The sequence below is a fragment of the Psychromarinibacter sp. S121 genome (assembly GCF_049801035.1).
Classification (GTDB): Bacteria; Pseudomonadota; Alphaproteobacteria; order Rhodobacterales; family Rhodobacteraceae; genus Psychromarinibacter.
The window spans coordinates 151,297-163,620 of record NZ_JBNAGE010000005.1 but is presented as its reverse complement, the minus strand read 5'-3'; the positions used below and the strand labels follow the sequence as shown (position 1 = coordinate 163,620).

12 protein-coding genes are annotated in these 12,324 nt (G+C 66.5%); 6 read left to right on the top strand and 6 right to left on the bottom strand.

Annotated features, from left to right (window positions below; translation table 11 throughout):
• Positions 1–144 precede the first annotated feature (144 nt).
• The 5 genes from ACP156_RS21375 to ACP156_RS21355 are packed head-to-tail and all read left to right on the top strand — an operon-like array spanning position 145 to position 5,442.
• Complete coding sequence (locus ACP156_RS21375; protein ID WP_425053419.1) at positions 145–1,365, top strand: FAS1-like dehydratase domain-containing protein; 1,221 nt, start codon at positions 145–147, stop codon at positions 1,363–1,365.
• A gap of 22 nt (positions 1,366–1,387) precedes the next feature.
• Positions 1,388–2,554, top strand: a complete 1,167-nt coding sequence (locus ACP156_RS21370) for a CoA transferase (protein ID WP_425053418.1) — start codon at positions 1,388–1,390, stop codon at positions 2,552–2,554.
• Positions 2,551–3,747, top strand: a complete 1,197-nt coding sequence (locus tag ACP156_RS21365) for a CaiB/BaiF CoA transferase family protein (protein WP_425053417.1) — start codon at positions 2,551–2,553, stop codon at positions 3,745–3,747. The genes ACP156_RS21370 and ACP156_RS21365 overlap by 4 nt, the downstream gene beginning before the upstream one ends.
• 43 nt (positions 3,748–3,790) lie before the next feature.
• The gene (locus ACP156_RS21360) at positions 3,791–4,633 is read left to right on the top strand and encodes an FAS1-like dehydratase domain-containing protein (protein ID WP_425053522.1); all 843 of its coding nucleotides are present in this window, start codon (positions 3,791–3,793) and stop codon (positions 4,631–4,633) included.
• Positions 4,633–5,442 carry an HpcH/HpaI aldolase/citrate lyase family protein gene (locus ACP156_RS21355; protein WP_425053416.1) on the top strand — a complete coding sequence of 270 codons (810 nt, stop codon included), beginning with the start codon at positions 4,633–4,635 and terminating at the stop codon, positions 5,440–5,442. Before ACP156_RS21360 ends, ACP156_RS21355 begins: the two co-directional genes overlap by 1 nt.
• Before the next feature lie 110 nt (positions 5,443–5,552).
• On the opposite strand, the gene ACP156_RS21350 is transcribed toward ACP156_RS21355, so the two are convergent.
• The 6 genes from ACP156_RS21350 to ACP156_RS21325 form a co-directional block, all read right to left on the bottom strand.
• Entirely contained in the window at positions 5,553–6,128 is a 576-nt protein-coding gene (locus tag ACP156_RS21350; protein WP_425053415.1) for a hypothetical protein, read from the bottom strand.
• Positions 6,110–7,210: a DUF3500 domain-containing protein gene (locus tag ACP156_RS21345; RefSeq protein ID WP_425053414.1), complete on the bottom strand. Its 1,101-nt coding sequence runs from the start codon at positions 7,208–7,210 to the stop codon at positions 6,110–6,112. Before ACP156_RS21345 ends, ACP156_RS21350 begins: the two co-directional genes overlap by 19 nt.
• A gap of 94 nt (positions 7,211–7,304) precedes the next feature.
• On the bottom strand, positions 7,305–8,267 hold the full coding sequence (locus tag ACP156_RS21340) for a VOC family protein (RefSeq protein ID WP_425053413.1): 963 nt from the start codon (positions 8,265–8,267) through the stop codon (positions 7,305–7,307).
• 68 nt (positions 8,268–8,335) lie between these two features.
• The gene (locus tag ACP156_RS21335) at positions 8,336–9,640 is read right to left on the bottom strand and encodes a TRAP transporter large permease (RefSeq protein WP_425053412.1); all 1,305 of its coding nucleotides are present in this window, start codon (positions 9,638–9,640) and stop codon (positions 8,336–8,338) included.
• Positions 9,633–10,154 (bottom strand): TRAP transporter small permease, encoded by a 522-nt coding sequence (locus tag ACP156_RS21330; RefSeq protein ID WP_425053411.1) that lies wholly within the window; start codon positions 10,152–10,154, stop codon positions 9,633–9,635. Before ACP156_RS21330 ends, ACP156_RS21335 begins: the two co-directional genes overlap by 8 nt.
• A gap of 5 nt (positions 10,155–10,159) precedes the next feature.
• A complete protein-coding gene (locus tag ACP156_RS21325; protein ID WP_425053410.1) occupies positions 10,160–11,149 on the bottom strand; it encodes a TRAP transporter substrate-binding protein in 990 nt (329 codons plus the stop codon).
• A 263-nt stretch (positions 11,150–11,412) separates the two neighbouring features.
• Between ACP156_RS21325 and ACP156_RS21320 the strand changes: the two genes are divergently transcribed.
• The gene (locus tag ACP156_RS21320; protein ID WP_425053409.1) at positions 11,413–12,315 is read left to right on the top strand and encodes a LysR family transcriptional regulator; all 903 of its coding nucleotides are present in this window, start codon (positions 11,413–11,415) and stop codon (positions 12,313–12,315) included.
• Positions 12,316–12,324 lie beyond the last annotated feature (9 nt).

Below are 12,324 nucleotides of genomic sequence, written 5' to 3'. Positions count from 1 at the left end.
TCGCAAGAAAATGCATTATTTTGCCCGCCATCCGTTGACCGGTCTGTGAAAATAATGCATCAAAAATCCAGACCGACGGATCAGAGAGGGGGCCTTACACGCCCGATCCGGAGGGCAATGGATACCGATAGGGAGGCAAGTCTCGTGACCACCGCAGACACCATGGACAAGAAGAACGCAGACGTCGGCGGCGCGCCGGCAGAGGGCAAGATCACCGACGAGGCGGTTGCCGCGGCGCGCGGCATGATCGGTCTGCAATTGCGCCCGGAAGGGCCGTACCTGCAGGACGCGACCACCGACACGCTGCGCAACTGGTGCAACGGCATCGGCGACCTGAACCCGATGTACCGCGAACAGGAATACGGCCGGAACTCGCGCTATGGCGGGCAGGTGGCGCATCCGATGTTCCCGATGGCTTTCGGCTGGGTCGGGCGCACGCGCTGGGGGCTGCCGGGGGTTCACGGCTTCTATGCCGGCAATGACTGGGAACTGTTCCGCCACATCCGCCCCGGCGACCGCATCAGCGCCATCGAGCGCGTGGTCGGCGTCGAGGAGAAGGAAAGCAAGTTCTCAGGCCGGCTGGTGCTGCAATACGTGGAAGCCAGCTATTCCAACCAGCGCGGCGAACTGGTCGCCCGCGCGCTTGGCACCTGCACCCGGCACGAACGCAAGGCGGCGCGCGACGCGGGCAAGTACAAGGACATCAAGACCCACGAATACACCGCCGAGGAATACGAGGCGCTGGACGAGGCGATCCTGCGCGAGCCCGAACGCATCCGCGGCAGCAACGTCCGGTATTGGGAAGACGTGACCGAAGGCGAGACGCTGGACCCGATCGTGCGCGGCCCGCTGTCGCTGATGGACACGATGGGCTTCCTTGTCGGCTGCGGGCGCGGCCACACCCATGGCGTCGTGTTCCAGGCGGCGATGAAGCATCCCGGCCACTTCTTCCGCAACCCCGAAGCGGGCGGCGGCATCGAGTACACCGGCATCGGCCACCACCGCGAGAGCACCGCAAAAGAGGTGGGCGTGCCCGGCGTCTATGACTACGGCCCGCAGCGGTCGTCGTGGATGGCCTCGCTTGTCACCAACTGGATGGGCGATGCCGCCTTCCTGAAGCGGGTGCGCACCGAGATGCGGCGCTTCAACACGATGGGCGACAGCACCTGGTGCAAGGGCAAGGTCGCGCGCAAGTACACCAAGGACGGTCACGCCTTGGTCGATCTGGAAATCTGGGGCGAGAACCAGCGCGGCGAGATCACCACGCCCGGTCTGGCCACGGTCATCCTGCCCAGCCGCGACCCGAACACCCCGGTGTTCTTCGACGGCGCCGCGCTCGATCTCGAGCTGCCGGTCGTGCGCTGAACACGGGCCGGGGGCGATCGGAATGGAGGATCCGAGACCACTGGACGGCATAAGGGTGGTGGAGCGCGCTTCGGGCGTGGCCGCCGCCTACGCCGGAAGGCTTCTGGCCGCGATGGGGGCCGAGGTCTTCATGGCGGAACCGCCGGATCACAGCCCGCTGCGGCGCGAGGCGCCGTTCCTGCCGGGGGGCGGCAGCGCGCTGTTCGCCTATCTCGCGGCAGAAAAGCGCAGCGTGCTGTGCGACCTCGCCGATCCCGTCGACCGCAAGGCGTTCCATGGCCTCGTGGCGGCGGCCCAGATCCTGATCGACGATACGCCTGTGGCGGACCGCGCGGGACAGGGGCTTGACCCTGCCTCTGTGGATGCCCGTCATCCGCATCTTGTGCACCTGTCGGTCCTGCCATTCGGGGCAGAGGGCCCCAAGGCGGGCTGGTGCGGCGCCGAGATCAACATGATCCATGCCGGTGGCGAAGGGTTCCTGCTGCCGAACGGTCTGTCGGCGGACCTGTTCCCCGACCGCCCGCCGTTGAAGATTGCAGGCCACTTTGCCGAAATGCAGGGCGGCGTCGCCGCGGCGCTCGCCGGGCTGTCGGCGCTTTGGTCGGGGCAGGGGCAATTCGTCGATGCCTCGGTTCAGGACGCCAATGTCGCGGTGGGCGCTTTCGCCGTTCAGCGCTTCGGCGACGGCTCGGTCGAGCATCGCTCGACCCGGTCGTTCCGCTATGGCGGGGTCATCGAGTGCCGCGACGGGTTCGTCGAACTCCTGACTTTGGAAGAACGCCAGTGGGAGGGGCTCGTCGACCTGCTGGGGCGGCCCGACTGGGCCACCGACCCGGCGCTGCGCGACGCCGCCGAGCGCAGCCGCCGCGGTGACACGATCAACGCCAACATCCGCGACTGGGCAAGCGATCAGCCGGTCGCGGATCTGGTGGCGCGCGCGCAGGAACTCGGGGTGCCGATGGCGCCCTATAACACGCCGGACGAGATCCTTGCCGGCCGTCAGGAAACGGCGCGCGGGATCTTCCGCGAGGTCGCCGGGCCCGGCGAAGAGAATGTGCGGATTCAGTCGGCTCCGTTCCGCTTTGGCGCGCAACCGCTGCCGGTGGCTCAGGCGGCGCCCGCGCCGGGGGCAGATCAGCATCTGCTGGTCGCGCACCCGCCGCGTGAAGCCCGAAAGGTGCAGGCATGACGCGACCCCTTGAAGGCATACGCATCGCCGATTTCACCGTTCATGCCGCAGGTCCGTTCTGCACCCACATGCTTTCGCAACTGGGCGCAGAGTGCATCAAGATCGAAACCGCCCTGCGGCCCGACATCTTCCGCAAGCCGCACGCGGTCTATGGCCGCGCGGGACCGGCAACCTTCGATCAGGTGGCGTCGAACAAGCTGTCGGTGCGGCTGAACCTGAAACATCCCGATGGCGTCGCACTGGCAAAACAGCTGGTCGCCGTTTCCGATGTCGCCGCCGAAAGCTTCCGTGCGGGCGTGATGGAAAGGCTGGGCCTTGGGTATGACGCGCTGCGCGAGGTCCGCGAGGATATCGTCATGGTCTCGGTCTCGTCCTCGGGCCAGACCGGGCCGGACAGTCACTTCGCGGGATATGCCCCGCTGTTCGGCGCGTGGGGCGGGCTGGGCTATCTGTCCGGCTACCGCGACGGCCCGCCGGTCGAGATGCGGCACGTGATGGACCATTCCGTCGGCATGAACGCGGCGCTCGCCACGGTTGCCGCCCTGCACAAGCGCCGCCGCACCGGCAGGGGCAGCCATGTCGACGTGGCCGCGCGCGAGGTGGCCTCGTCGCTGGTGGGCGACGCGTTGGCCGCCGCGAGCGCGGGTGCCGCGCCCGAGCGCATGGGCAACGACGACCCGCAGCGCGCGCCGCACGGGCTGTACCCGACGGCTGAGGCGGACCGCTGGCTTAGTCTCGCGGTCGGCACGGATGCCGCGTGGCACAGGCTTGCCGCCCTGATGGGGCAGCCCGGACTGGGACGCGATCCAAGGTTCAGCACCGCCGCCGACCGCGTTGCCAATCGCGCCGAAGTCGATGCGGCGGTGACGGGCTGGAGCCGCACGCAACAGCCCGAAACCGCCGCGGCTTCGCTGCAGCGGGCGGGCATCCCGGCGCATCTGTCCTGGCGGGCATCCGATATCGTCGCCGACCCCCACATGCGGGTGCGGGGCGCCATCGTCGACGTGACCGAGACCGACGGGGCCACGCGCGCCGCCGTGGGGTTCCCGGCGCGGTTCTCGGGGAGCGATCAGCCGGGGATGACCCGCGGCACGCCGGAGCTGGGGGAACACGAGGCCTATGTCTTCGGCGACCTCCTCGGGTTGGCGCAGGCCCGGATCCGGGACCTGATCGCCGAACGGGCCATTTACTGAAACCGCCTGCGCGGCGACTGCGGGAGCAACCACCTTGAACGACGTGATGGACCACACCCCGGCCGAGGCAATCGGCCGCCGCGAAACCGCCGACGCCCCGATCCGGCCCGAACCCGCAGCGCAGCTTGCCGCAACGCTCGATCTGGGCGCCGTCCCGGCAGAAGGCGATCCGTTGCCGCCGGGCTGGCACTGGATGTATTTCAACCCATTCCTGCCACGGTCTTCGCTTGGCCCCGATGGTCACGCGAAGCGGGGCGGTTTCCTGCCAGAAACGGGCCTACCGCGCCGGATGTGGGCCGGGGGGCGGATTTCGTATCCGGGGGCGCTGAAGATCGGAGAGCGCGCCCGCAAGGAAAGCCGCATCCAGAATGTGAGCGAAAAATCGGGCCGCGCGGGGCGTCTGTGTTTCGTCACCGTCCAGCACCGGATTTCGCAGGGCGGGGTGCTTTGCATCGAGGAAGAGCAAGACATCGTCTATCGAGAGCCGCCCGATCCCGCGGTTCAGCCGCCAGAGCCAGCCGCCGCGCCGGACGGGGCGGAATGGTCGGAAGAGATCGTGCCCGATCCCACCCTGCTGTTCCGCTATTCCGCACTGACCTCGAACGGGCACCGGATCCACTACGACCGCACCTACGCGCAGCAAAACGAAGGTTATCCCGACCTCGTGGTGCACGGACCTCTGACGGCCACGCTGCTGCAAGGTCTGGCGACGCGTTGCCGCCCGGGTCTGCGTCTTCGTCAGTTCACCTTCCGGGGGATGGCGCCGCTTTTCGTGACACGGCCGTTCCGAATTGAGGCCAAGCGCGGCGAGGGTCCGGACGACCTGTCGCTTTGGGCGCGCGGACCGGATGGCGAACTTGCGATGCGCGCGGAAGCCTTTTTCTGATGCCCGACGTCACGCGCATTCCGAAAAGCTACCTGTTTGTGCCGGGCAACCGTCCGGACCGCTTCGCCAAGGCCGCAGCCTCCGAAGCGGATGCCCTGATCCTCGACCTCGAAGACGCCGTCGGACCAGACGACAAGGACGCGGCGCGAACGGCCGTGCGGCATTGGCTCGAAAGCGGCGGCACGGCGCTGGTGCGGGTGAACGGGGTGGACACTCCGTGGTTCGCGGATGACGTAGCCATGCTTGCGGAGGTGCAGATAGCAGGCGTCATGGTGCCGAAATCCGACGCGCCGAGCCTGTCACAGGCGGCCAAGGCGCTGCCCGGGCGCGGGCTGGTGGCCCTGGTCGAAACGGTTGCGGGCATCGCCGAGGTCCGCAGCGCCGCGCGGACAGCGGGCGTTCGGCGGCTCGCCTTCGGCAACCTCGACTTCGGCACGGACGCCCGGGTACCGCCGGGGAGCCCCGTGCTTGATGCCGCGCGCGTCGAACTGGTGCTGGCGTCGCGTCTGGCGGACCTGCCGCCGCCGGTGGACGGGGTGACCATGGCGCTGAAGGACGAGATGGAAATCGCCGCCGACGTCGCACACGCACGATCCTGCGGGTTCGCGGCCAAGCTGTGTATTCACCCGGCGCAGCTTGCCATCGTCAATCGCGGCTTCACACCCACGGAAGATGAACGTGGCTGGGCCAGCCGTGTGCTTTCGGCGCTTGCAGCGGCCAAGGGCTCGGTGGTGCAGGTGGATGGAAAAATGGTGGATGCACCATTGATAGAACGGGCCGAGTGGATCCTGGCCCACGCAGCAAGCTGAGAAACGCGGGCGGGTGAACAGCCCGTTGCTATTCCAAAGGCGGTGATATCCAGTCCGGAGGTCGGCGGTCACATTTTGCCTGCGGCGGCCCCGCCGCCAGACCCGCCGGGTTACAAGCCGCCGGGGTCCGCCGCCGTGGGGTCGATGTGGAAGGTCACGCGGCTGCCGTCTTCCGAACGGGTGAAGTCTGGGTAGCCGGCGGCCTCGACCAAGTCGGGGAAGTAGAAGGGCTGCACGAACCAGTCGTGGTCGAATGCATAAAACCAGACGGCGAATTCCACGTCATGCGGGCCCGAACCCGACAGGGCGAACTCTGCCGTGGCGCGCAGTTCGATCCGGCCAGCCCCCGCGGCAAGCGAGGCGCGGTCGGCCAGTGTCGTGCCGGTGATCGCGAAAGGTATGCTGGTCCCGTCCACGATCAGCCGGACAGCCGCCGTGACCTGTTGGCCGAAGCCAGCGGTCTCGGCGGCGTCGATCTTGCCGTTTGCGTCGGCATCGATGTAATCGAAGATCGCGGCTCCGTCCTCGACCGAGGGCACGATGGTCAGGACGGCTTCTGCAGAGCTAAGGCCCAGAGACAGCCGAACCTGCTGATCCACGTACAAATGCGGATGCGCCAGCGCGGGCATGCCCGCCACCAGCGCAAGCAGCATGGCAAGCCCTCGCATCACGGTTCGGCGATCCACGCGATGCCGTAGTCGTTGCCGGGATCGCGGTACATGTTGTGGGCATGGTCGGTCGGAATGTCGCCGCGCATGTTCTGGGGGGCGTATTCGATGATGGCCGAGGGCGCGGTGACGCGGAAGTAGGCCGCGCCGAGTTCGTCCACCGGGCCCCACCAGCCAAACCACGTCGCGTCCAGATCGGCCTCGATAACCGCCATCTTGGCCGCGAAATCGTCGTCGTTCATGAAGCCCAGACGGGCCGCGATCACGTCCAGCAACAGCTGCCGCTGCGCGTCGTCGAGTTGTGTCGCCTGAATCCCCTCGGGGGCAAGGACGGTCCCGAACGCGCCGGGGCCCAGCAGCAGGTTGATGATCTCGTCGCTGCGGATCGCCATGGCCCTCTGGTCCACCGTCAGGCTGTCCATCAGGGCCGCGGCGGCGCGGGTTTCGGCCTCGGTGATGAAGACATCCGCGCCGTCGAACTCGATATTGAGCGGCTCGCCCCCGGTCAGCATCGGAGAAAAGGCCAGGTCGGGGCCCGCCACGGTGACGTTGATCGCCAGATGATGTCCACCGAACTGGAACATCCAGGGCGCATCGGTCGACGGCTCTCCGAGGAAAGAGGCGTAATAGTACTCGTCGCCGAAGTTCGGACCGCCGCCGCCGGTGTCGAGCGTTTCTTCAGCCGCAAGCTGAAGCAGGATATTGCGGTAGCCGTCCTCGCTCATCACCGTGCGCAGCAGGGCGTCCAGCGCGTCCAGCTGGTCGGCCTGAAGATCGCCCCGCATGACGCCTTTGCGCACGACGGGACCATCGGGAAAGTTCGACCAGTTCGACCTTTGCGTATTGTCCGCGAAGTCGAACAGCGCCTGTTGCGTCTGGTCCTCGCTCAGAGTGTCCAGAAACGCACGCGCGGCAGCGACGATCTGCTGAGACTGCTGGTCGGCCGGCGCAACCTGCAGATCGTCCCTGATCGTGATGTCGACCGGCGGGGTCTGCAAATTGCCGTTCTGACCCCATACTTCGCCATAGCCAAGCCAGATGCCGGCCACTGCGGCCACGGCACCGCACGCAGCGATGCCGAGGTTTCGCGTTCTCGTCATGTAGATCTCCATGTCTTTTGGCCTAAACGCACGGGCGCGGCAGTTCCGTCGCAGGTTTGGCACAGGACGGAAGATGCCTGCGCCGCGCGGGCGTTTATTTCGGCACGGGCGGGGTGCCGTGGGTGTGGAAGCTCTCGATCGTCTTGAGACCCCATGCCTGCCCCTTCTTGCGGTCGGCTTCCGTCCACTCGACGGGTTTCCAGTCCGGCGCAAGGACAAGCCGGGCGCCTGCGTTGGCAAGCTCGACCCGGTTGCCGGCCGGTTCCCAGACGTACAGGAAGAACGTGCCCTGAATCGCGTGCTTGTGCGGGCCGGTTTCGATGTGGACGCCGTTCTGCAGGAAGATGTCGGCGGCGCGCAGGATGTCTTCGCGCTGGTCGGTTGCATAGGTGACATGGTGCAGCCGCCCGTTGCCGCCGCCGTGCTCTTCGGTGCAGGCGAGGTCGTAGGTCTTGTTGTTCACGGTGAACCAGCACCCGCCCAACCTGCCATTGTCCAGCTTGATGTACTCGGTCACCCGGCTGCCAAGACAGGTTTCCATGAAGCGGCGGAACTCGGTGACGTCCTCGGACAGCAGGTTCAGGTGGTCGATCCGGCGGGGGGCCGCACCCTCGAACGCAGAGGCGGTGTTCTTGAGAGCGGCGCGCTCGGCCTCGTCCTGCGCTTCGTACCAGCGGGTGTCATAGTAGATCTCGAAGACATGGCCGAACGGGTCCTGAAAGCGGAAGGCCCGGCCGTGCGACAGGTCGCCGTCGTTCCAGCCCAGAACCTCGTAGCCCGACGCCTCGATCGCGGCCACCCGCCGGTCCAGCGCCTCGGGCGAGGCTGCGCGATAGCCGATGTGGCCGACCCCGGTCGTTTCCGCGCGGGTCAGCTTGAGGGTGCAATACTCGTAATCGTCCCACGCCCGCAGATAGGCCGAGGTCTCGTCCTGACCGGACAGCTTCAGGCCGTAGATTCGGGTGAAGAAGTCGAGGCTGTCCTCGAAACGGTCGGTCAGCATCTCGACATGGCCAAGGTGGGCAAGATCGAAACTGGGATTGGTGGGATCGGACATGGTCGTTCCTCCGGTCTGTCGTTGTGGTATGTCCCGCCGCCGGTCGCGTCGCGCCGCGGCGGGACCGGTCAGTTGAACATCGAGTTGGGGATCAGAAGCGCGATCTCGGGCACAAGGATGATCAGCAGCAGGCAGACCACCATCGCAAGCAGGAAGGGCGTCACGCCGCGGAACACGGTCCCAAGCGAGACGTCTCCGGCCACGTTCCTGACCACGAAGACGTTCAGCCCAACGGGCGGCGTGATCATTCCCATCTCGATCACGATCACCGCGACCACGCCGAACCAGATCGGATCGAAGCCAAGCGCGGTGATGACCGGAAAATAGATCGGGATCGTGATCACCAGCATGGCGAGGCCGTCAAGGAACATGCCCAGCACCACGTAGGACAGCAGGATCACGAACAGCGTCCCATAGGGCCCAAGCCCCAGCGCGGCCAGCCCGGACTCCAGCCCGGCGGGAACGCCGGTCAGTGCCAGAAACGGGTTCAGGACATTCGCGCCGATGACGATCATGTACAGCATGGACGAGGTCGAAACCGTCGCCATCACCGCGGTCCGCAGTCCAGACAGCGACAGGCTGCCGGTTGCGAAGGCCAGCACGATGGTCAGTGCCGCGCCCACGCCCGATGCTTCGACCGGGGTGAAGACGCCAAGGTAGATGCCGCCGATGGACACCACGATCACGACGATCAGGGGCAGCGCCTTGAACAGAAGGGCGAAGCGCTGGGCGAAGGGCACCGCCTCTCCGCGCGGCCCGGCGGCGGGGTCCCGCAGCGTGACGATCCAGATCGCCAGCGTGAACAGTACCATCATCAGCAGGCCCGGCAGGATGCCCGCCATGAACAGTCGCCCGATGCTTTCTTCTGTCAGGATCGCGTAGATCACGAAGCCGGTGGACGGCGGGATCAGGAAGCCCAGCGTGCCACCCGCCGCGATGGCGCCGGTCGACAGGGACGCGCCGTAGCCGAGACGCTTCATCTCGGGCAGGGCGACCTTGCCGATCGTGACGGCGGTGGCCACCGACGAGCCCGAGACGGCAGAGAACGCGGCGCAGCCGATAACCGAGGCCGAGGCCAGACCGCCCCGGAACCGGCCGACCCACGCGTGGGCCGCATCGTACAGCCCGCGCGAGAACCCGCTTTCCGATGCGACGTTGCCCAGAAGGATGAACATCGGCACCACGATGAGGGAATAGTTGGCGACGGCAGAGTAGGTTTCGGTCATTAGAACCGCCCCGGCCCGGCGCAGGCCGTCAAGCAGCCATGTCCCGAAAAAGCCGGTCAGCAGCATCGCGAAGGCGACCGGCGTGCGCAGCACCATCAGGACGAACAGCGCGACGAAACCCAGCAGCCCGATCGTAAGGTCAGCCATTCGGGAACTCTCCCTTCGGGTGACCGGTCAGCAGGATGGTGGCGAACTCCAGAACGAAGACGAGAACGCACAGCGCCATGCCTAGCGCGATAAGCCCGTAGAATGGCCAGATCGGCAGGTTGAGCATGTTCGTCGCGTCTCCGAACTCGCGCGCGTCCAGCGCCTTGTCCCAAGCGCGGGTCACAAGAAAATACAGCGCGCCGACCGACACGGCGCGGGTCAGCAGGTCGGCCAGCCAGCGGCCCCAGCGGCCAAGCGCGGGATCGAAGATATCGGCCCGCACATGCGCGCCCGAGTAGGTGGCGTAGGGCAGGGCCAGCATGGCAAGCGCGACCGCGTTCAGTTGCACGATCTCGTTCACGCCAAGGATCGGTTGCCCGACCGCATAGCGCATGATGACGGCGGCCGTGATCAGGGCGGTCATCAGGACCAGCAGCAGTCCGGCGACCCAGCCAAGGACAAGGGTGGCCCGGCCGGTATAAACCGACCAGGCGCGAAGCGTGGATGCGAGCATGAGGCTCAGTTGCCCTTCAGAGCGTCGATATACGCCTGAGCCGCGATGCCCTCGGCTTCGGCGTCGCTGATGATCTGGGCGACGACGGCCTCGGACGCGGCGTTGAACCGGGCCGCCTCTTCGTCGGACAGGGTGATGACCTGTTTGCCCTCGGTCGCCTCGAACGCATCGAGGGCGCCTTCCGCCGCGGTCTGCCATGCGGCATGGCCGTTCAGGGCGGCCTGCTTGCCGGCTTCGGTGATCGCGTCCTGCGCGCTGGCGTCGAGATCGGCGAACACGTCGCGGTTCATAATCATGAAGAACTCGGAGATCGTGCTGTCCATGCCCTGCGTCACGTAGGTGGTGACTTCGGCCAGCTTGAACGCGTTCAGGGTCGTCGCGTCGATCATCGCGCCGTCGATCACGCCGGTCTGCATCGCGTTGTAAATCTCGGGGGCGGGCATCGAAACCGGGTTCGCCCCCCACGCCTGCACCACCAGACCGGCGTTGCGCGACGGCACGCGGATGTTCAGGCCCGACAGGTCGTCGAGCGTTTCGACGGGCTTTTCGGCCATCAGCAGCAGGTTCGGCGCGTTGTTCCAAAGCGCGACAAGATGCACGCGGCGGTACTCGTCGGACAGCATGTCGAGGTGTTCGACGATTTGCTGGGTTCCGGTCTCGGCGTCGATCACGCCCGGCAGTTCGGCGAGCAGCGTCATGGGAAAGTTCGACGCCGTGTAGCCCGGCAGCGAGAAGGCGATGTCGGCCACGCCGTCCACCACGCGGTTGTATTGCTCGGCGGGGCCCGGTCCAAGTTCGCCGCCCATGAACACCTCGACGGTCACGTCGCCGCCGGTGGCCTCCGAGACGGCTTCGGCGAAGGGGGTATAGACCTTCTCTACGATGAAGTGGGTCGGGGGCTGGAAGTCAGCAAGCTTCAGTTCGTCAGCGGATGCCGTGCCGGCCCCAAGGCCAATTGCAAACGCAGAGACGGTCAGTTTGTTGAAGATACCCATGGCGTTTCCTCCCTGTTGGGCAGACGTGTCGTTTCGGAACCGGCCGCTTTGACAAGGCTGCGGCGATGGTTCAGCGGCGTCCCGGATAAGCGGACGCGTTGATCCGGCAGTCACGCGATGCCGGATTTCCTGTTCGCGACGGTGCTATCGCCTTTCGGTGAGGCGAACAATTGGGCTGTGATGGACGTTGCGTTCAGATTATTGAACGATCTGGCGCGGTCGCTATGCTAGCCGGACTGAACCTGACGGGAAGGAGCGTTTCGATGAGCTGGAGCCTGAACGACGTGCCGGTGTTCGTCGCGGTGGTCGACCACAACGGGATCACCGCCGCCGCCGACGCGATCGGCATGCCCAAATCCACCGTCAGCAACGCGGTCACCCGGCTGGAGCACGGTTTGGGGCTGCGCCTTCTGGACCGGAACTCTCGGAACCTCAGGGTGACAAGCGAGGGCGAGACCTTCTACAGGCAGGCCCAGTTGATCATGGATCAGGTGCGCGAGACGAACGCGACAATGGCGGGGATGACGGCGGAACCGACCGGCCGCGTCACCGTGGCGTTGCCGACGGCCTTCTGTCAGGAAGTCGTGGCGCCCCGGCTGGCGGGGCTGCAGAAAGCCTATCCCAAGCTCGTCGTGGATCTTATCCTGACCCCCGACGGGGTGTCGCTGCTGCGCGATCAGGTCGATCTCGCGGTTGCCGTCGGGCCGCTGGACGACAGCGAGTTGATCGCCCGGACTCTGATCACCGGAAAGCTGATCTGGGTCGCCAGCCCGTCCTACCTTGCCGCGCATGATATCGGCCATTCCGCCGCCGACATCCGTGCCCATGTCCAGATCTGCGAGACCCGCTATGGAAACGACCAGATGCCGGTGCACGAGGACGGCCGGGCGGTGTCACTGGACCTTCACCGGGGGATCGCCCACGTCAACAACCCGCTCGTCGTCCGCACCGCCGTGCTTGGCGGGGCAGGGATCGCGCCGCTGCCGGCGCATTACTGCCGCGACCACATCGCCCGTGGCGAGTTGGTGGAAATCGGCCGCCACGTGGTGTTCGACGTCAACGCGGTGACGCTGACGGTCGTTTATCCGGGCCGTCGGCTGCTTTCGCCACGGGTGCGTGTCTTCCTGAACTTCCTTGCCGAGGCCTGTGCCGGGCTGTCCACCTGACGCCGTCAG